General features: G+C 74.2%; 22 protein-coding genes. 18 read left to right on the forward strand and 4 right to left on the reverse strand.

Going from position 1 to position 19,055, the window contains the following annotated elements:
- Positions 1–94 precede the first annotated feature (94 nt).
- The 4 genes from AB0H53_RS19170 to AB0H53_RS19185 all read left to right on the forward strand — a co-directional run bounded on the left by AB0H53_RS19170 (position 95) and on the right by AB0H53_RS19185 (position 3,566).
- Complete coding sequence (locus AB0H53_RS19170) at positions 95–787, forward strand: ABC transporter permease (RefSeq protein ID WP_362114276.1); 693 nt, start codon at positions 95–97, stop codon at positions 785–787.
- A 3-nt stretch (positions 788–790) separates the two neighbouring features.
- The gene (locus AB0H53_RS19175; protein ID WP_362114279.1) at positions 791–1,486 is read left to right on the forward strand and encodes an ABC transporter permease; all 696 of its coding nucleotides are present in this window, start codon (positions 791–793) and stop codon (positions 1,484–1,486) included.
- Positions 1,486–2,460: an ABC transporter substrate-binding protein gene (locus AB0H53_RS19180; RefSeq protein WP_362114282.1), complete on the forward strand. Its 975-nt coding sequence runs from the start codon at positions 1,486–1,488 to the stop codon at positions 2,458–2,460. Before AB0H53_RS19175 ends, AB0H53_RS19180 begins: the two co-directional genes overlap by 1 nt.
- A 110-nt stretch (positions 2,461–2,570) precedes the next feature.
- Positions 2,571–3,566 (forward strand): hypothetical protein, encoded by a 996-nt coding sequence (locus tag AB0H53_RS19185; protein ID WP_362114285.1) that lies wholly within the window; start codon positions 2,571–2,573, stop codon positions 3,564–3,566.
- Positions 3,567–3,596: 30 nt separating this feature from the next.
- Here the strand turns inward: AB0H53_RS19185 and AB0H53_RS19190 are convergent, their stop codons facing one another.
- Together AB0H53_RS19190 and AB0H53_RS19195 are read right to left on the reverse strand one after the other, a co-directional pair.
- Positions 3,597–4,757: an NADH-quinone oxidoreductase subunit D gene (locus tag AB0H53_RS19190; protein WP_362114288.1), complete on the reverse strand. Its 1,161-nt coding sequence runs from the start codon at positions 4,755–4,757 to the stop codon at positions 3,597–3,599.
- On the reverse strand, positions 4,754–5,851 hold the full coding sequence (locus AB0H53_RS19195) for an SAM-dependent methyltransferase (RefSeq protein ID WP_362114411.1): 1,098 nt from the start codon (positions 5,849–5,851) through the stop codon (positions 4,754–4,756). The genes AB0H53_RS19190 and AB0H53_RS19195 overlap by 4 nt, the downstream gene beginning before the upstream one ends.
- Positions 5,852–6,045: 194 nt before the next feature.
- Here AB0H53_RS19195 and AB0H53_RS19200 point away from each other — a divergent pair, with 194 nt between their 5' ends.
- The 3 genes from AB0H53_RS19200 to AB0H53_RS19210 are packed head-to-tail and all read left to right on the forward strand — an operon-like array spanning position 6,046 to position 8,593.
- Positions 6,046–7,245 carry a sensor histidine kinase gene (locus AB0H53_RS19200; RefSeq protein WP_362114291.1) on the forward strand — a complete coding sequence of 400 codons (1,200 nt, stop codon included), beginning with the start codon at positions 6,046–6,048 and terminating at the stop codon, positions 7,243–7,245.
- A 48-nt stretch (positions 7,246–7,293) separates the two neighbouring features.
- A complete protein-coding gene (locus tag AB0H53_RS19205; protein WP_362114294.1) occupies positions 7,294–7,983 on the forward strand; it encodes a response regulator transcription factor in 690 nt (229 codons plus the stop codon).
- Positions 7,984–7,987: 4 nt separating this feature from the next.
- Positions 7,988–8,593, forward strand: a complete 606-nt coding sequence (locus AB0H53_RS19210; RefSeq protein ID WP_362114297.1) for an AAA family ATPase — start codon at positions 7,988–7,990, stop codon at positions 8,591–8,593.
- A gap of 82 nt (positions 8,594–8,675) precedes the next feature.
- Here AB0H53_RS19210 and AB0H53_RS19215 read toward each other — a convergent pair whose 3' ends face one another.
- On the reverse strand, positions 8,676–9,776 hold the full coding sequence (locus tag AB0H53_RS19215; RefSeq protein WP_362114414.1) for a DUF5937 family protein: 1,101 nt from the start codon (positions 9,774–9,776) through the stop codon (positions 8,676–8,678).
- A gap of 105 nt (positions 9,777–9,881) precedes the next feature.
- Between AB0H53_RS19215 and AB0H53_RS19220 the strand changes: the two genes are divergently transcribed.
- From AB0H53_RS19220 to AB0H53_RS19270, 11 genes are all read left to right on the forward strand, one after another.
- Positions 9,882–10,094 carry a hypothetical protein gene (locus AB0H53_RS19220; protein WP_362114300.1) on the forward strand — a complete coding sequence of 71 codons (213 nt, stop codon included), beginning with the start codon at positions 9,882–9,884 and terminating at the stop codon, positions 10,092–10,094.
- A 132-nt stretch (positions 10,095–10,226) separates the two neighbouring features.
- Entirely contained in the window at positions 10,227–11,270 is a 1,044-nt protein-coding gene (locus tag AB0H53_RS19225; protein WP_362114303.1) for a DUF2520 domain-containing protein, read from the forward strand.
- A complete protein-coding gene (gene panC, locus AB0H53_RS19230) occupies positions 11,267–12,283 on the forward strand; it encodes a pantoate--beta-alanine ligase (RefSeq protein ID WP_362114306.1) in 1,017 nt (338 codons plus the stop codon). The genes AB0H53_RS19225 and panC overlap by 4 nt, the downstream gene beginning before the upstream one ends.
- Entirely contained in the window at positions 12,280–13,965 is a 1,686-nt protein-coding gene (locus tag AB0H53_RS19235; protein WP_362114309.1) for an L-aspartate oxidase, read from the forward strand. Before panC ends, AB0H53_RS19235 begins: the two co-directional genes overlap by 4 nt.
- A gap of 2 nt (positions 13,966–13,967) precedes the next feature.
- Positions 13,968–14,987 carry a carboxylating nicotinate-nucleotide diphosphorylase gene (gene nadC, locus AB0H53_RS19240; RefSeq protein WP_362114312.1) on the forward strand — a complete coding sequence of 340 codons (1,020 nt, stop codon included), beginning with the start codon at positions 13,968–13,970 and terminating at the stop codon, positions 14,985–14,987.
- Positions 14,988–14,989: 2 nt separating this feature from the next.
- Positions 14,990–15,796 carry a type III pantothenate kinase gene (locus AB0H53_RS19245; RefSeq protein ID WP_362114315.1) on the forward strand — a complete coding sequence of 269 codons (807 nt, stop codon included), beginning with the start codon at positions 14,990–14,992 and terminating at the stop codon, positions 15,794–15,796.
- A 153-nt stretch (positions 15,797–15,949) separates the two neighbouring features.
- The gene (locus AB0H53_RS19250; RefSeq protein WP_362114417.1) at positions 15,950–16,552 is read left to right on the forward strand and encodes a hypothetical protein; all 603 of its coding nucleotides are present in this window, start codon (positions 15,950–15,952) and stop codon (positions 16,550–16,552) included.
- A gap of 13 nt (positions 16,553–16,565) precedes the next feature.
- Positions 16,566–16,748 carry a hypothetical protein gene (locus AB0H53_RS19255; protein ID WP_362114318.1) on the forward strand — a complete coding sequence of 61 codons (183 nt, stop codon included), beginning with the start codon at positions 16,566–16,568 and terminating at the stop codon, positions 16,746–16,748.
- A gap of 109 nt (positions 16,749–16,857) precedes the next feature.
- The gene (locus AB0H53_RS19260) at positions 16,858–17,316 is read left to right on the forward strand and encodes a BlaI/MecI/CopY family transcriptional regulator (RefSeq protein ID WP_362114321.1); all 459 of its coding nucleotides are present in this window, start codon (positions 16,858–16,860) and stop codon (positions 17,314–17,316) included.
- 9 nt (positions 17,317–17,325) lie between these two features.
- Positions 17,326–17,853, forward strand: coding sequence for an amino-acid N-acetyltransferase (locus AB0H53_RS19265; protein WP_362114324.1), 528 nt, complete (start codon positions 17,326–17,328; stop codon positions 17,851–17,853).
- Between the two features lie 201 nt (positions 17,854–18,054).
- Complete coding sequence (locus tag AB0H53_RS19270) at positions 18,055–18,390, forward strand: Lsr2 family protein (protein ID WP_362114327.1); 336 nt, start codon at positions 18,055–18,057, stop codon at positions 18,388–18,390.
- On the opposite strand, the gene AB0H53_RS19275 is transcribed toward AB0H53_RS19270, so the two are convergent.
- Positions 18,359–18,940: an SCO3374 family protein gene (locus tag AB0H53_RS19275; protein WP_362114330.1), complete on the reverse strand. Its 582-nt coding sequence runs from the start codon at positions 18,938–18,940 to the stop codon at positions 18,359–18,361. The genes AB0H53_RS19270 and AB0H53_RS19275 overlap by 32 nt on opposite strands.
- Between the last annotated feature and the right edge of the window lie 115 nt (positions 18,941–19,055).

The following is a 19,055-nucleotide window of genomic DNA, read 5'->3' on the forward strand; positions in this document are numbered from 1 at the left end:
CGTCGGTGGCGGGGGTTAGGGTCGTTCCCGAGCTCGAACGCGTAACCGGACAGGGGTTCGGCCGCGGCGCCGGAGACGGGAACGGGGGTGGCGGGTGAGCGCTCAAGGCTGTCTGGCGGCCAACGACTGGATCTGCGCGGAGTACGTCGCCTCCCGTGCCCGGGAACTGACGGACGCCACGGTCCAGCACGTCTGGATCACCACCGTCTCGGTCCTGCTCGGACTGGCCGTGGCCCTCCCGCTGGCGCTGCTGGTGCGTGCCCGGCCACGGCTGGCGGGCCCGGTCCTCGGGCTGACGACCGTGCTCTACGCGATTCCCTCGCTGGCGATGTTCTCGCTGCTGCTGCCGCTGTTCGGGCTGTCGGCCGCCCTGGTGGTGACCGGTCTGGTGCTGTACTCGCTGACCGTTCTGGTACGGAACATCCTGGCCGGACTGGCCGCGGTGCCCGCCGAGGCGCGGGAGGCGGCGCGCGGCATGGGGTACGGGCGGGGACGGCTGCTGTGGGAGGTCGAACTGCCGCTCGCGCTGCCCGCCGTGCTGGCCGGCGTGCGGATGGCCACGGTGTCCACGATCGCGCTGACGACCGTGGGCGCCCTGGTGGACCACGGCGGCCTGGGCACACTCATCACCTCCGGGCTCAAGAGCTTCTTCAAGGCGCAGGTGCTCACCGCCTCGGTGCTGTGCGTGCTGCTGGCGGTCGTCGCCGACGTGCTGCTGCTCGGGCTGCAGCGGCTGCTGACGCCCTGGACCCGCGCGGGCGCGGTGCGCGCGGGCGGGAAGGGGTGAGCGGTGGGTGAGGTGACCGGGGCGTGGACGTGGCTGACCACCGGGGCCAACTGGCAGGGCGAGAGCGGGGTGTGGGCCCGGCTCGGTGAGCACCTGTGGCTCAGCGGGGTGTGCCTGGTGCTGTCGTGCCTGATCGCACTGCCCCTGGCGCTGTGGCTCGGGCACATCGGCAGAGGCGGCGCGCTGGCCGTCAACATCTCCAACGCCGGGCGGGCCGTGCCCACGCTCGCGGTCCTGGTGCTGCTGACGCTCACACCCCTCGGCCGGCACGGTGACCTGCCGGCGATCGTGGCACTGGTGCTGTTCGCCGTACCGCCGCTGCTCACCAACGCGTACATCGGTATGCGCGGCGTGGACCGCGCGGTGGTGGAGGCGGCCCGGGGCATGGGCATGTCGGGCGGGCAGCTGTTCCTGCGGGTCGAACTGCCGCTCGCGCACCCGATGGTGATGGCCGGTCTGCGCACGGCCACCGTCCAGGTGATCGCCACGGCGACACTCGCCGCGATGGCCGGCCAGGGCGGCCTCGGCCGGATCATCACCGCCGGCTTCAACACGTACGACACCCCGCAGGTGGTCGCGGGGGCGCTGATCGTCGGAGCGCTGGCCCTGCTGGCCGAGGGCGCGCTGGCGCTGGCCGGCCGCGCCCTGGACCCGACGCGGCGACGGACCGAACCCTCTCTACCCGGACGGAGACCGTGATGAGCAGGACCTCGCGAATGGCGGGTGCGGCACTGGGCGCGCTGGTGCTGACCGGTGCTCTCGCCGCGTGCGGTGGTGAGAGCCTGGAGGAGCGCAGCGGCGACGGCGGCCGGACGCCGGCCGGCGGCAAGGGCGCGCTGGTCGTCGGCTCGGCCGGCTTCACCGAGGCCAATGTGCTGGCGGAGCTGTACGCGCAGGTGCTGAGGGACGCCGGACACACCACCTCCGTCAAGACGGTGGAGAACCGCGAACTGTACGCACCCTCCCTGGAGAAGGGCGAGATCGACGTCGTACCGGAATACGCGGCTACGCTTGCGGAATTCCTCAACGCGAAGGTGAACGGCGCCGAGCGCGCCGCCCGGCGGCCGGTCGCCTCCAGCGATGTCACGGCCACCGTCGCCGCCCTGGAGAAGCTCGCCGGACCGCGCGGACTGAAGGTGTTGCCGGCCGGTGCGGCGGTCGATCAGAACGCCTTCGCCGTGACCGCGGAATTCGCCGCGAAGAACAAGCTCAAGACGCTTTCCGATCTCGGTGCCGCGAAGCTGAGGGTACGGATCGCGGCGGGTGACGAGTGCGAGATCCGACCGTTCTGCGCGCCGGGTCTGAAGAAGACGTACGGGATCGATGTGGCGGGCATCGACCCCAAGGGAGTCGGTACGCCGCAGGCCAAGCAGGCCGTCAAGGACGGCGTCGACCAGCTCGTGCTGACCACGACGACCGACGCCACTCTCGGCAACTTCGGGCTGGTCCTGCTGGAGGACGACAAGAAGCTGCAGAACGCCGACAATGTGCTGCCGGTGGTCAATGCGAAGGACGCCGGTTCGGCGGAGATCGCCGCCGCGCTCGGCAAGGTCACCCGGGCCCTGACCACCGCCGATCTCGTCGAGTTGAACAGGAAGGTCGACGCCGAACGCGCAAAGCCGGCGGACGCGGCGAGGGCTTACCTGTTGAGCAAGGGCCTGATCGGGAAGTAACCGGCGAAGAGGCGGAGTTCGGCGCGGTTCGGCCCGGCCTTCCATCACAGGCGCAAAACATTGCCGGGCGGACACCCCATAACGTGTCCACGCACGGTAAATTTCAGGCCATGCCACGTGGACGCCACCGCCATTCCCCGCCCCTGCACAGGCTGCTGCCGCCCTCAGCGGTCGCCGGAGCGGCCGTGCTCTGTGCCGGAGGCGCCTGGCTCCTCGCGGACCCGCTGGTCCTGCGCCTCCTGGCCGCCGCCGCGGCGGCCTCGGCCGTCACCGGCGCGGTGCTGATGCGGAGTTGGGACCGCGCGGCCGGCCGGCGCGTCGCCGAGCTGACCCGTGCCCGGGCCGGCGACCAGTGGCGCACCGAGGAACGGATCGCCGAACTGGAGACCGACCTGGAGGAGTCCCGGGAGCTGCGCGCCAAGCTGGACGCCAAGCTGCGCGCCAAGCGGGTCGAACTGGCCGGGCTGCGCGGTGAACACGCGGCGCTCCTGCGGCGGTACGCCACTGCCGAGACCGAGCGCGCCAGCGCCCTGGAGGGCCGCCGGCAGCTCGCCCTGGAGGCGGCCCCGGCGGGGAGGCCCGGCCGCGCCGGCTCCGCGCCCACCCCGGCCGCCTACCTCGGGGCCGCCCGGGCGCTGGAGGAGCTGGCCCGCAACGCCGCCGCGCAGGAGGCTCGCCGCACCGCCGGGGCGGCGGCGCGACACGCCGGCGCGCCCGAGCCGGCCCGGGAGGCGGAGCAGCCGCGGGGGAAGCACGCGGCGGACGCCGGCCGTCCCCGGGAGAAGCCCGCGTCCGCCGCCTCCGCGATGCGGCACGTGCCGGCCGCCGCCGCGACCGGGCCGGCCACCGCCCGGCGCCGTCCGGTACGGCGCCAGGAGGGCGGCTTCGACTTCTTCGGCACGCAGCGCAGGAAGGCGGCGGCCGCCATCGAAGCCGTGCAGAACGAGGACCTGGCGGACGTCGTCGGCGAAGAGGCCCTGGCCGCGCACGACACCACCCGGCCGGCCGACGAGCGGCGAGGGGCGGTCGGCAAGGTCATCGACCTCACAGCGCACGACGAGACGGAGCGGCTCGACGTGGTGGAACTGCGCGACGCGGCCTCCTGACGCGAGCCGCGCCCCGGCCGGGCCACCGGTCTACTTGTCGATGTCCCCGACGACGAAGAAGAGCGAGCCCAGGATCGCCACCATGTCCGCGACCAGGGTGCCCGGCAGCAGCTCGATCAGGGCCTGGATGTTGTTGTACGACGCCGAGCGGAGCTTGAGCCGGTAGGGCGTCTTGTCGCCCTTGGAGACCAGGTAGTAACCGTTGATGCCGAGCGGGTTCTCGGTCCAGGCGTAGGTGTGCCCCTCCGGCGCCTTGAGCACCTTCGGCAGCCGCTGGTTGATCGGGCCGGGCGGCAGCTCCGCGAGCCGGTCCAGACAGGCGTCGGCGAGCTCCAGCGCGTTGTGCGTCTGCTCCAGCAGCACCTCGAAGCGGGCCAGGCAGTCACCCTCCTCGCGGGTCACCACCCGCAGGGTGTCCCCGAGCTCCCCGTACGCCAGGTACGGCTCGTCGCGGCGCAGGTCGAAGTCGACCCCCGAGGCGCGGGCGACCGGGCCGCTGACCCCGTACGCGTGGACCGTCTCGGGCGCCAGGACGCCGACGCCGCGCGTCCGGCCGCGGAAGATCTCGTTGCCGAGGACCAGCCGGTCGTACACGTCCATCCGGGAGCGGACCTCGGACACGGCGTGCCGGGCCCGGCCGGGCCAGCCGGCCGGCAGGTCCTCCTTGAGGCCGCCCACCCGGTTGAACATGTAGTGGATCCGGCCGCCGGAGACCTCCTCCATCACGGCCTGGAGCTCCTCGCGCTCCCGGAAGGCGTGGAAGACGGGGGTGATGCCGCCCAGCTCCAGCGGGTACGAGCCGAGGAACATCAGGTGGTTGAGGACCCGGTTCAGCTCGGCGAGCAGCGTGCGGGTCCACACCGCGCGCTGGGGGACCTCCATGCCGAGCATCCGCTCGACGGCCATGACGACGCCCAGCTCGTTGGAGAAGGCGGACAGCCAGTCGTGGCGGTTGGCCAGCATGATGATCTGGCGGTAGTCACGGGCCTCGAACAGCTTCTCGGCGCCCCGGTGCATGTAGCCGATGACCGGTTCGGCGTGCTGGATGACCTCGCCGTCCAGCACCAGGCGGAGACGGAGCACACCGTGCGTGGACGGGTGCTGGGGGCCGATGTTCAGCACCATGTCGGTGCTCTCCGCGGCCCCGCCGACGCCGACCGTGGTCTCCATGGGCTGCCTCGTCTCCGTCATGCCGGACAGTATCCCCCGGTGGGGACCCGCTGGAGCAGCCAGGTGAAGTCCCCCAGGCCGCCCCGCGCGGTCAGCTCGGCGGCCTCTCCGGCGGCGGCGAGCGCCCGGAGGTACCCGGCGGCGTCCCGGGACGCCAGCGAGAGCGGGGGCCGCTGCCCGGACACCCCGAGCCGGCGCAGCGCCTCCCGCTGCGCGACCAGCTCCGCCCCGGCCGGCCCATCGGCCGGCGAGCACCCGGCACCCGTACCCCCGCCGGCCGCGCCGCCGCCCACCCCGCCGGGCCCTGGCACGGGCCCGCCCGTACCCGTCCCCGCCCCGGCCGCCGCGGCGCCCGACCGGGCACAGGCGTCCAGGGCCACGTGCGCCGTGATGTCGCAGGTCCCGTCCGGCACCGGGGGCACCTCGCGCCCCGCCCGGAAGCCGGTCAGCGTGCCGAACGGCGGCCGGGCGCCCGCCAGGTGGGCGTAGTCCACCGCCACCGCCAGGCCGGCCGACAGGGTGCCGACCGCCCGAGCCCACGCCTCGTCCCGGGGGCGCCCGATCTCACCCCGCTCACCCGGCTCCCGCAGCGGCCACCAGCGGGCCAGCCACCGGGCGTCGGCCCCGGTCACCGGGGCGCCCAGCCGCTCCGTGCCGTCCGGCGCCACCTCCACGTACCGGGCGGTGCCCGACTCGTCGGCCTCGGCGACGTCCACCGGGACGTTGTCCAGCCACTCGTTGGCGAACAGCAGCCCGCGCACCCCGGCCGGGGGCCGCCCGGTCCACACCACGCGCGGGTCTTGGCCGGCGGGCCGGGGGGCGCGCTCGACGGCGTACGCCCGTACCCGGAGCCCGGCGGGCGCCGCGTCCAGTACGCCGGTCACCAGTTCGCCCCGGCCCGCGCCCATGTCGACCAGGGTGACCTCGTCCGTCCCCAGTTCCTCCGCGACCCGCTCCAGCAGCCGGGCCACGGCGGAGGCGAAGAGCGGCGAGGCGTGCACGGACGTCCGGAAGTGCCCGGCCGGGCCCTCCGGCCGCAGGTAGAAGCCGTCCGGCCCGTACAGGGCGGCCTCGGTCGCCGCCCGCCAGCCCCGCCAGCCCCGCCGGTCCTCCATGGCCTCCCGGCCCCGGGGGTCCGGCGCGACCCATGAGTCCCGTGAGTCCGGCCAGCCCCGCTCGTCACCCGTGTCCGCGTCCGTCACGGGCACCAGTCTCCACCGTCTCTCCACCTTCGGGAGTAGGGCCGGGGCCACCGGATCGCACCTCCGGTTGACCCATGCACCTATCCGGTGTCCCTACGCTGGTTCACGTGCAGCGTCTCTACGACTTCATCCGCAGGCACCCCACGGGTGTCGACAGCTTCTGGGCACTGATGCTGCTCGGCTTCTCCCTGCTGTGGGTGGTGTCGCTCCCGAACAGCGGAGTGGGGCGTGCGCCGGCCGCCGCGATCGTCGTCCTGCTCTGCCTGGCGCTGGCGCTGCGCCGCCGCGCGCCGGAGAAGACGCTGCTGCTGGTCGCCGCCCTCGGGGTCGCCCAGCTCGTACTGGACGTCGAGCCCAACCCGGCGGACTTCACGATGCTCGTCGCCATCTACACCATCGCGGTCCACGACGGCTCCCGCTGGGCGTCCCGCTTCGCGCTGGCCGGCGGGGTGTGCGCGGCGCCGCTGGCCCAGCTGCGCTGGCCGGAGGAGTACGTCTCGGTGCCGGGCAGACTCTTCATCACCGTGGTGATGACCGTGCCGTTCGTCCTGGCGTGGGTCCTCGGCGACTCGATGCGCACCCGGCGCGCGTACTTCGCCCAGCTCGAGGAGCGCGCCTCCCGGCTGGAGCGGGAACGCGAGGCGCAGGCCAAGGTCGCCGTCGCCGCCGAACGCGCCCGGATCGCCCGTGAGCTGCACGACGTGGTGGCCCACAACGTCTCCGTCATGGTCGTGCAGGCCGACGGCGCGGCGTACGTGCTCGACAGCTCGCCCGAGCAGGCCCGGACGGCGCTGGAGACCATCTCCAGCACCGGCCGCCAGGCACTCGCCGAGATGCGCCGGCTGCTGGGCATCCTGCGGACCGGCGAACCGCAGGAGTCGGAGGACTACGTGCCGCAGCCCGACGTCCAGCAGATCGAGGACCTGGTCGAGCAGGTGCGCGCGGCCGGCCTGACCGTCGACTTCAGGATCGAGGGCACTCCCCGCCCGCTGCCCAGTGGCGTCGAGCTCACCGCGTACCGCATCGTCCAGGAGGCCCTGACCAACACCCGCAAGCACGGCGGCCCGGACGTCGGGGCGAGCGTGCGGCTGGTGTACTTCGACGACGGGCTCGGCCTGCTGGTCGAGGACGACGGCCGTGGCGCGGCGCACGAGCTGTACGAGGACGGCGGCGCCGACGGCCGGGGCCACGGACTCATCGGCATGCGGGAGCGGGTCGGAATGGTCGGTGGCACCCTGGACGCCGGCCCGCGGCCGGGCGGCGGATTCCGGATCAGCGCGCTGCTCCCGCTCAAGCCCGCTCACTAGCCTTCCAGACCGGACCCACGGACCCCCTCCTCTTAAGGACCCCGACACATGTCCATCCGCGTGATGCTCGTCGACGACCAGGCGCTGCTGCGCACCGGTTTCCGCATGGTGCTGGCCGCCCAGCCCGACATGGAGGTCGTGGCGGAGGCGGGCGACGGGGCCGAGGCCGTCGAGAGGCTGCGGTCCACCGCCGTGGACGTGGTGCTGATGGACGTACGGATGCCCAGGCTGGACGGTGTCGAGGCGACCCGGCGGATCTGTACCGGGCCCGACGCCCCCAAGGTGCTCATCCTGACCACGTTCGACCTGGACGAGTACGCGTTCTCGGGGCTGAAGGCGGGGGCGAGCGGCTTCATGCTCAAGGACGTGCCGCCCGGTGAGCTGCTCAGCGCCATCCGCTCGGTGCACAGCGGTGACGCGGTCGTCGCCCCCTCCACCACCCGCCGCCTGCTGGACCGCTTCTCCCCGATGCTGCCCGCCACCGGCGGCGAGCCGCGGCACAGGGAGCTGGAGCGGCTCACCGAACGCGAGCGCGAGGTGATGATGCTGGTCGCCCAGGGCCTGTCGAACGGCGAGATCGCCGCCCGCCTGGTCCTGTCCGAGGCCACGGTCAAGACCCATGTGGGCCGCATCCTGACCAAGCTCGGCCTGCGCGACCGGGTGCAGGTGGTCGTCCTGGCCTATGAGACGGGCCTGGTGCGGGCCGGGGGCGGCGGCGTCGGCGGTACGGCGGGCTGATCCGGTGCTGCTGTGGATCAACGGCCCGTTCGGGGGCGGCAAGACCCAGACCGCCTACGAGATCCGGCGGCGGCTGCCGGGCGCGGTGGTGTGCGATCCCGAACACGTCGGCTTCGGACTGCACCGGATGACACCGCGTGCGCTGCGGGGCGACTTCCAGGACCTGGCGGCCTGGCGGCAGGGCGTGTACGAGGTGCTGGACCTGGTGCTGCGGCGGTACCGGGGCGGTCCGGTCATCGCGCCGATGACGCTGACCGACCCCGGGTACTTCGCGGAGACCGTCGGCCGGCTGCGCGACGCGGGCCACGCCGTCCACCACGTGGCGCTGCTGGCCGAGCGGGAGACGGTCCTGCGGCGACTGGCCGAGCGGGGCCTCGGCCGGGGCCCGCGGCGGGAGAGCTTCGCGGTGCGCAGGCTGGACGAGTGCCTGGAACGGCTGGGCTCGCCGCTGTTCGCCGAGCACATCCGTACGGACGGCCTGACCGTCCCCGAGGTGGCCGACCGGGTCGCCGGGAGCGCCGGGCTGCGGCTCGCGCCGAACACGGACGGGCCGCTGCGCCACCGGCTGCGGCGGATCCGGATCGGCCTCGCCCACATCCGCCGCGACTGACCGGGCGCGGGCCGCCCGGCGGGCGCGGCATCCGCCGGGGCCCGCCGAGCGGGAGCCCGCCGGGACGCCGGCCGGCCAGGACCTAGCGCAGCACCGTCTCCAGGAAGTCGCTGCCGATCCGGGCGACCGCGGCCACGTCGAGCTGGTGCAGTACGTACCGGCCGCGGCGCCGGGTGGTGACCAGCTCGGCCTTCTTCAGCACCGACAGGTGCCGGGAGACCTCCGGCGAGGTGATGCCGTAGGTGTCGGCCAGCTCGCCCGTCGTGTACGCGGCCCGCGCCAGTTGCCGGCACAGCCGCATGCGCATCGGGTGCGCCAGCGCCTCCATGCGCAGGTGCAGCAGCTCGACCGAGGCCGGGCCGGGCAGCTCCGGGGCGCCTACCGGGTAGTGCACGACCGGGCGCCAGCCCGGGGCGTGCAGCACCATCAGGTGCGGCCAGCCGAAGCTGGACGGCACGAAGGACACCCCGGGGCCCACGGCCGGGTCGACCGCGGTGGTCCGGCCGTCCGCCAGCTTGTCCACCTCGATGCGCCGGGTACCGCCCTCCTCGGTGAGCGTCACCGCGGGCGAGACGGCGCGCAGCATCTCGGCCAGGCCCTTGTGGCGCAGTACCTCCGCCTTGTGCCGGGCGTCGGCGGCGAGCCGGGGCCGGACCCGGCGCCAGGTGTCGGCGAAGAACGCCGTGTCGCAGTCCTCCAGGAGCCGGCGCAGCCAGGCCCGTACGCCGGAGGGGTCGTCCAGCAGGCGGCGGGTGAAGTCGAGCTGCTGGGGGCCGCGGTTGGCGGCCAGTTCCAGTGCCCGCCCGGGGCGGACCGGGCCGCCGTTCGCGTACGACGCCGAACAGGTGAACTCCAGGGCGGCGGCCAGGAACCGCTCGTCGTCCAGCCGGTCCATCATGTCGAGCTCGTCGGCGAGGGTGGCACCGGTGCGGCCGTCGCCGCCGCGGATACCGGCGTACGGCAGGAACACGTCCGAGAAGGTCGTCGTCCACAGGAAGTTCGCCTCGTGCAGCCGGTCGGCGAGGTCCGGCTTGAGCCCGGCGGCGGTCGCCGTCGCCCAGCCGTGCAGCCCCGGGTGGTGCGCCGGCTCGGTCAGCGCGTGCAGCGCCACTCCCAGTTCGGCGAGGGGCGAGATGTCGAAGACGACGCGCTCGGGCGGCAGGCCGGTGATGTCAATGGTCACGCTCACGGGTCCCATGGTGGGGGCTGGCGGGGCGGGTCTCGCGCCGATTGACGCCCCTCGTCAATCGGCGTCCGCCCACCGGCCCCCCTGACGGAGCCTGAGGTCATGAACGCGATGCAGCAGCACATGATCGACACCTACCGCGCGGCCCAGCACGGTGAGCCGGCCCCGCCGCCGCCCGGGCGCGACGACTGGGCGGTGCTGCGGGCGGCCCGCGAGCGCCGCCGCTTCACCGCGGTGCTCGCCGGCCGGCCTGCGCGCCACGGACGGCTCCGGCGGCTGTGGTCGCACGGCCTGCTGGGCACCGCCCGCCGCTGACCGCGGCCGGGGCCGGTCGCGGAGCGTCGCGGGGGGTGGCGGACGGTCGGGAAACCTCCCGAAACGCTGGCGTAGCATGACGGGAAATCGTCCGGTACCCCCCGCGGACTGGAACGGGAAGGCCGTCGTCGCGTGAACGCATCAGAACCCCGCCCCGCCCGGCTCACCGTCGGCGTCGTCGGCGCCGGCCGGGTGGGTCCCGCCCTGGCCGCGGCCCTGGCACTGGCCGGGCACCGCCCGGTCGCCGTGTCGGGTGTGTCCGACGCGTCCCGCCGCCGGGCCGCCGAGCTGCTCCCCGACGTACCGCTGGTCGCGCCCGCCCAGGTCCTCGAACGGGCCGAGCTGGTCCTGCTGACCGTCCCCGACGACGCCCTGCCCGGCCTGGTCCAGGGCCTGGCCGGGACCGGAGCGGTACGCCCCGGCCAGCTCCTGGTCCACACCTCCGGCCGGTACGGCACGCAGGTGCTCGACCCGGCCCGCCGCGCCGGCGCGCTCCCGCTCGCCCTGCACCCCGCCATGACGTTCACCGGCACCGCCGTGGACGTCCAGCGGCTGGCCGGCTGCTCCTTCGGGGTCACCGCGCCCGACGAGCTGCGGCTGGCCGCCGAGGCGCTGGTCATCGAGATGGGCGGCGAGCCCGAGTGGATCGAGGAGGAGGCCCGCCCGCTCTACCACGCGGCCCTGGCCCTCGGCGCGAACCACCTGGTCACCCTGGTGGCCCAGTCGATGGAGCTGCTGCGCGCGGCGGGCGTGGCCGCCCCCGACCGGATGCTCGGCCCGCTGCTCGGGGCCGCCCTGGACAACGCGCTCCGCTCGGGTGACGCCGCCCTCACCGGCCCGGTGGCGCGCGGGGACGCCGGCACGGTCGCCGCGCACGTCGCCGAGCTGCGCAAGCACTCCCCGGGCACCGTCGCCGGGTACCTGGCCATGGCCCGGACGACCGCCGACCGGGCCCTCGCGCACGGCCTGCTCAAGCCGGAGCTGGCCGAGGAGCTGCTCGGCGTCCTCGCGGAGGGCGCGCAGAGCGGCCCCAGGGAGCCGGGCGGGCCCGGCACGCCCGCACCGCCGGACGGCACCCCCGCACCGCCGGACAGCACCCCCGGACCGCCGGACGGCACCCCCGGACCGCCCGACGCACCCGGCGGGCCGGGCCCGGAAGGAGACAGCAGCCGATGAGCCGCGACTTCGCCCTGGTCCACACCCGCCAGGAGCTGCGCCGGGCGCTCGGCCGAGCCCCCGGCCGCACCGCCGTCGTCATGACCATGGGCGCCCTCCACGACGGGCACGCCACCCTGGTCCGCACCGCCCGCGAGCAGGTGGGCCGGGACGGCTTCGTCGTGGTCACCGTCTTCGTCAACCCCCTCCAGTTCGGTGCGGGCGAGGACCTCGACCGCTACCCGCGCACCCTGGAGGCCGACCTGACGACCGCCCGGCGGGCGGGCGCCGACGCGGTGTTCGCCCCGTCCGTCGACGAGGTGTACCCGGGCGGCGAGCCGCAGGTCCGGATCAGCGCGGGCCCCATGGGGGAGCGCCTGGAAGGGGCGTCCCGCCCCGGCCACTTCGACGGCATGCTCACCGTGGTCGCCAAGCTGCTCCACCTGACCGGCCCGGACCTGGCGTTCTTCGGGCAGAAGGACGCCCAGCAGCTCGCCCTGATCCGCCGGATGGCCCGCGACCTGAACTTCCCGGCCGAGATCGTCGGCGTACCGACCGTGCGGGAGCCCGACGGGCTGGCGCTCTCCAGCCGCAACCGCTACCTGTCGCCGCCCGAGCGCCGTACCGCCCTGGCGCTGTCCGCCGCGCTGTTCGCCGCCCGGGACCGGCTCGCCGCCCAGCAGGCGCTGCGCGCGCGTGCCCGTACGCTGCCCGCCTCCGAGAGCCGCGCCGAGGCCCTGTCCAAGCTGGGCGAGGCCCGCGCGGCGGCCGACGCGCACGCCGTCGCCCGGGCCGCCGCCCGCCCGGGGCCGGGCGGCGCGGACGCGGTTCGCGCCGCCGCCCGCGCGGTACTCGACGAGGCGGCGAATGCCCGTCCGCCGCTCGTGCTGGACTACCTGGCCCTGGTCGACCCGGCCGACTTCACCGAGGTCCCCGACGACCACACCGGCGAGGCGGTCCTGGCCGTCGCCGCCAAGGTCGGCACGACCCGCCTGATCGACAACCTCCCTCTCACCTTCGGAGCCCCCGCATGACCGGCATACGACTCCAGGCGCCCGCCCCCGGCTGGGCCATCGACGCCGACGTGGTCGTGGTGGGTTCGGGGGTCGCGGGCCTGACCGCCGCCCTGCGCTGCACCGCCGCCGGGCTGCGCACGGTCGTCGTCACCAAGGCCAGGCTGGACGACGGCTCGACCCGCTGGGCCCAGGGCGGTATCGCCGCCGCGCTCGGCGACGGCGACACACCGGAGCAGCACGAGGACGACACGCTCGTCGCGGGCGCCGGCCTGTGCGACGAGGAGGCGGTGCGCACCCTGGTCACCGAGGGCCCCGACGCGGTACGCCGCCTGATCGAGACCGGCGCCCGGTTCGACACCGACGACGCCGGCACCATCGAGCTCACCCGCGAGGGCGGCCACCACCGCCGCCGGATCGCGCACGCCGGCGGCGACGCCACGGGCGCCGAGATCTCCCGGGCGCTGGTCGACGCGGTCCGTGGGCGCGCGGTGCGCACCATCGAGAACGCCCTGGTGCTGGACCTCCTCACGGACGCCGACGGCCGTACCGCGGGCGTCACCCTGCATGTGATGGGCGAGGGCCAGCACGACGGCGTCGGCGCGGTGCACGCCCCGGCGGTGGTCCTGGCCACCGGCGGCATGGGCCAGGTCTTCTCCGCCACCACCAACCCGGCGGTCTCCACCGGTGACGGGGTCGCCCTGGCGCTGCGGGCCGGCGCCGAGGTCAGCGACCTGGAGTTCGTCCAGTTCCACCCGACGGTGCTCTTCCTGGGCCCCGACGCGGAGGGCCAGCAGCCGCTGGTCTCCGAGGCGGTACGCGGCGAGGGCGCCCACCTGGTCGACGCCGCCGGCACCCGTTTCATGGTCGGGCAGCACGAGCTGGCCGAGCTCGCCCCCCGCGACATCGTCGCCAAGGGCATCATGCGCCGGATGCGGGAGCAGGGCGCCCGGCACATGTACCTGGACGCCCGGCACTTCGGCGCCGAGATGTGGGCGGCCCGCTTCCCGACGATCCTGGCCGCCTGCCGCGCGCACGGCATCGACCCGGTGACCGAGCCGATCCCGGTCGCCCCCGCGGCGCACTACGCCTCCGGCGGCGTCCGCACCGACCTGCACGGCCGGACCACCGTCCCGGGCCTGTACGCCTGCGGGGAGGTCGCCTGCACGGGCGTGCACGGCGCCAACCGGCTGGCGTCCAACTCCCTCCTGGAGGGCCTGGTCTTCGCCGAGCGCATCGCCGACGACATCGCGGCCTCCGCCGCGCGGGCCGGCGCCCCCGTACCGCACCCCGCCCCCAGCGACCTGCCGCTGATGGACCCGGCCGCCCGCGCCCGCATCCAGCACGTCATGACCACCGGAGCCGGGGTGCTGCGCTCCGCCGCCAGTCTGGCGGAGGCCGCCGGGCGGCTGGAGGAGGTGCACGCCGAGGCGCTGAACGACGGCAGCAAGGCCGCCGAGCCCGGCGTCGAGTCGTGGGAGACCACCAACCTGCTGTGCGTCGCCCGTGTCCTGGTCGCCGCCGCCCGCCGCCGCGAGGAGACCCGCGGCTGCCACTGGCGCGAGGACCACCCCGACCGCGACGACGCCGCCTGGCGCCGCCACCTGGTGGTGCGCCTCGGCCCCGGTCGGGCCCTGGACGTGCGCCCCACCGACACCCAAGACTTCCCCCCGACCACCGCCGACGCCCCCAGGGAGCCGTAACCGTGAGCACGCCCGAAGAACGTCCGCAGCCCGTGGACGTACCCCTGATCAGCATCGGCGCCCCGTCCGACCCGGCGGGCGGCTGCGGTGACGCCTGCGGATGCGGGGCCGGCGAAGGCGAGGAGCTGTACGAGTGCGGGCTCGACCCCGCGCTCGCCGCGCTCCTGGTCAACGCGGGCCTGGACCCGGTCCTCGTCGAGGACGTGGCCTACCGCGCCATCGAGGAGGACCTGGACGGCGGCGTGGACGTCACCACCGCCGCCACCGTCCCGGCCGACGCCGTCGCCACCGGAGACTTCACCGCGCGCGAGGCGGGCGTGGTGGCCGGCCTGCACATCGCCGAGGCGGTGCTCTCCATCGTGTGCACCGAGGAGTTCCAGGTCGAGCGGCACGCCGAGGACGGCGACCGGGTCGCCGCGGGGCAGAAGCTGCTGTCGGTCACCACCCGCACCCGCGACCTGCTCACCGCCGAGCGCAGCGCCCTGAACATCATGTGCCGGCTCTCCGGCATCGCCACCGCCACGCGTGCCTGGGCGGACGCGCTGGAGGGCTACAAGGCCGAGGTCCGCGACACCCGCAAGACCACGCCGGGCCTGCGGGCCCTGGAGAAGTACGCGGTGCGCTGCGGCGGCGGCGTCAACCACCGGATGTCCCTGTCCGACGCCGCCCTGGTCAAGGACAACCACGTGGTCGCCGCGGGTGGCGTGGCGCAGGCGTTCCAGGCGGTACGGGAGGCCTTCCCCGAGCTGCCGATCGAGGTGGAGGTGGACACCCTGCACCAGGTCCGCGAGGTGCTGGACGCGGGCGCCGACCTGATCCTGCTGGACAACTTCACCCCGGCCGAGACCGCCGAGGCCGTCACGCTCACCGCCGGGCGCGCGGCCCTGGAGTCGTCGGGCCGGCTGACCCTGGAGAACGCCGCCGCGTACGCCGCCACCGGCGTCGACTACCTCGCGGTGGGCGCCCTCACCCACTCCTCGCCGATCCTGGACATCGGCCTGGACCTGCGCGAGGCCGGCTGACCATGCTGCTCACCATCGACGTCGGCAACACCCACACGGTCCTCGGCCTGTTCGACGGCGAGGACATCGTCGAGCACTGGCGGATCTCGACCGATCCCCGCCGCACCGCCGACGAGCTCGCCGTGCTCCTCCAGGGCCTGATGGGCATGCACCCGCTGCTCGGTGACGACCTGGGCGACGGCATCGAGGGGATCGCGATCTGCTCGACCGTCCCCTCGGTCCTGCACGAGCTGCGCGAGGTGACCCGCCGCTACTACGGCGACGTCCCCGCCGTCCTGGTCGAACCGGGCATCAAGACCGGCGTGCCCATCCTGATGGACAACCCCAAGGAGGTCGGCGCCGACCGCATCATCAACGCGGTGGCGGCGGTCGAGCTCTACGGCGGCCCGGCGATCGTCGTGGACTTCGGCACGGCGACGACCTTCGACGCGGTCAGCGCGCGCGGCGAGTACGCGGGCGGGGTCATCGCACCGGGCATCGAGATCTCGGTGGAGGCACTGGGGGTGCGCGGCGCCCAGCTCCGCAAGATCGAGCTGGCCCGGCCGCGCAGTGTGATCGGCAAGAACACGGTGGAGGCCATGCAGGCGGGCATCGTGTACGGGTTCGCGGGCCAGGTCGACGGTGTCGTGCGGCGGATGAGGCACGAACTGGTCGGCCCGGGCGGCGACCCCGCCGATGTGACGGTCATCGCCACCGGCGGCCTGGCCCCCATGGTGCTGGGCGAGGCGTCGGTGATCGACGAGCACGAGCCCTGGCTGACCCTGATCGGCCTGCGCCTGGTGTACGAGCGCAACGTCTCGCGCATGTAGCCGCCGGGTGCCGTCCGGTGCTCCCGGGAGCCGTCGCGCCCCGGGGCCGGACCACCGCCGGGCAACGCGCCCGGACGGCACCCGGTGAACGAAATTTGTCCGATTAGCGCGTATTGTCGGCCCATGCCCACGCCCTACGGATCCCGCGGCGGCCTGGCGTTCGGAGCGGACGAGCTGCGTGTGCTCCGACGCGCCCTTGGCCATGCCCTCCACCCGACCCCGCTCGAAGACGAGGACATCCGCGACTGCCTGCGCCTGGCCGACTCGGTGGACGAGGCGGTGCGCGAGGCCGGTCGCCTCCGGGCGTTCCTCCTCGCCGACCTCGCCCGCTACCGCGACGCGCTGCCCGGATCCGCCCCGGGCTACCTGGAACTGCTCCAGGACGCCCTGGCCGGCGGCTACGACCCGCGCCCGGAGGACCTGGCCGCGCTGCGCGCGCTGCGGGCCCGGCCCGTCGCCGCCGCCCTCCTGGAGCGCTGCCGGGTCCTCGCGGAGCGCTCCGTCCGGGCCCGCCTGGCCGGCCGCCGCCCCGTGGCGGCCTCGTTCCCGCCGGCCCCGCGCACCCGGCTGCTCGCCCTGCCCGGTGGCCGGGGCGGCGAGGGCGACCGGGCCGACGAGCCCAGGCCGAGGCCCCGGCCGGCGCCCACGCCTGCGGGCCCGCCCCCGGCCGAGCGCCCGGTGCCCAAGCCCTCCGAGGTCTTCCCACCCCGCCGCCGCCCCGCCGTGCCCCCGCCCGACGAGCGGGCGGCCGGCTAGCTACTCTGGAGCCATGGAATACGTATCCGCGCTCCTGCCCCCCGTGGTGATGGCCGCCTTCTTCATCGGCCTCGTGGTGACGATCGTCAAGAGCCAGGGCGGGCCGAACAAGGCCAAGGAGGACGCGGCCGTGGACGCCGCGCTCGCCGAGGCGGCCCGCCCGGCGGACCGCTCCGCCACCCCCGGCCGGGCCTGAGGCCCGCTGCCGGGGGGCGGCACCGAGGACGTACGACGACTCGCGCGTCGTACGTCCTTTTTGTTGGTAAATAGCCGGTACTCCTGACATCTCCCACTATGGTGGCAATGTGCCCCGTCAATTGGGAGAGCTCGAAGACGCCGTCATGACGCGCGTCTGGCAATGGAACCGCCCGGTCACGGTCCGTGAAGTCCTCGAAGACCTTCAGCGGGAACGCTCCATCGCCTACACGACCGTCATGACGGTAATGGACAATCTCCATCAGAAGGGCTGGGTGCGCAGGGAAGTCTCCGGCCGCGCCTATCGCTATACCGCGGTCTCCACCCGTGCCGCCTACTCGGCCGCACTGATGAACGAGGCCTGGTCGAAGAGCGACAACCCCGCCGCCGCCCTTGTGGCCTTCTTCGGCATGATGTCGCAGGAGCAGCGCGAGGCGCTCCAGGACGCCATCCGCGTCGTACAACGGGACACCCCCGAAGAGGTTCCGGCGCAGGCCCCCGAAGTGCTTCCGGAAGGCGGCGCGGAACGTGCCCGGGGTGCCGGTGGCGGAGCCGACGCGGGGCGATAGCGTCCAGGCATGTCCTCCACCAATGCCGCCGCAAAAGCCGTGACCGTACGGCGGGCCCGGACCAGTGATGTGGCCGCCGTCCGCAGGCTCGTGGATCCGTACGTCTCGAGAGGCATCCTGCTCGACAAAGCGACCGTCACGCTTTACGAGGACATCCAGGAGTTCTGGGTGGCGGAACGCGCCGAGGACGCGGCCGTGGTCGGCTGCGGCGCACTCCATGTGATGTGGGAAGACCTCGCCGAAGTGCGCACTCTCGCGGTCGACCCCGCGATGAAGGGCGCCGGCGTCGGCCACCACGTGCTGGACAAGTTGCTGGAGACCGCACGCTGGCTCGGGGTGCGGCGGGTATTCTGCCTGACCTTCGAAGTCGACTTCTTCGCGAAGCACGGCTTCGTCGAGATCGGTGAGACGCCGATCGACGGAGATGTCTACAGCGAGCTCCTGCGTTCCTATGACGAGGGTGTCGCCGAGTTCCTCGGTCTCGAACGAGTGAAGCCGAACACCTTGGGCAACAGCCGGATGCTTCTGCACCTGTGAGCGGACAAGCCGACGGCATCCCCAAGAGGATGCCCAAGATGCCCCGCCGGATGCCGAACGCGATCCTCCGTCGGATCCCTATGTCCGAATCGCGTACGTTTCCCGCGTTCTCGAGGATCTGAACCTCTCCCAAGGGTTTGTGTTTTCCAGAGAAAAGCGGTTTCCTTTCCGCGTACTGCATTTTCGATGAAAGGAAATCCGGTGGCACAGAAGGTTCAGGTCCTTCTTGTCGACGACCTCGACGGTGGCGAGGCGGACGAGACGGTGACGTTCGCTCTGGACGGCAAGACGTACGAGATCGACCTCACCACCGCCAACGCGGACAAGCTCCGCGGCCTGCTCGAGCCCTACACCAAGAGCGGCCGGCGCACCGGTGGCCGTACCTCCACCAGCCGCGGCAAGGCCCGCGCGACCTCCGGCGGCAGCCCGGACACCGCGAAGATCCGCGCGTGGGCCAAGGAGAACGGTTACAACGTGAACGACCGCGGTCGGGTGCCGGCCGACATCAAGCAGGCCTACGAGGACGCCAACCGCTGAGTGGTGTGGCCGCGCCGGCCGCACCCAGCAGCCGGACCCGGTGGCATTCCGATGCCGCCGTGTCCACCAGCCGCACCAGGCCGGGGGCACCGGCACCGCTGCCCCCGGTGGCCAGCAGGGCCGGAAGCGTCGGCTCGACCTCGCGCCCGGGCCGGGGAGGGCGCAGCCACACGGCGGTGCCGGGCACGCCGGGTCCGCTCCGCCCCGGGGGAACGGGAGCGGTCGTCCGGCCACCGGTGCCCAGCGCCGTCAGGTCGAGGGCGACACCACCCCACTCCAGCCAGTCGAGCAGCCCCGGCAGCTCGTCCGCGCTGCCGGCGGCCACCAGCATGCGCATCCGGTGGCCCTCCAGGGCGACCGGCCACTCCCCGCCCAGCCGCCGCAGCGCGGCGGTCCCGGCGGCGGCCGGCAGCTCCAGCACGTCGAAGCGCAGCCCGGTCAGCAACTGGACCGGCGGCCCGTCGGCCGTGGCCCAGCCCAGCTCATGCTCGTACCACCGCGCACTGCCGCCGTCGAGCGGCAGGCGGGGGAGCGGGACGGTGAAGGCCATACCCCGGGAACGGCCCGGGCGGCCCCGAGGTTACGAACGGTCGCCGACCGACTGCGCCGAGTGCCCGAAGAGGGGGCGTGCGGGCGCGCGGCGAAGCGCAAGGGTGTTCGCCCGT

Origin of the sequence: Streptomyces sp. NPDC050856 (assembly GCF_040653855.1) — a bacterium.
Taxonomy (GTDB): Bacteria; Actinomycetota; Actinomycetes; order Streptomycetales; family Streptomycetaceae; genus Streptomyces.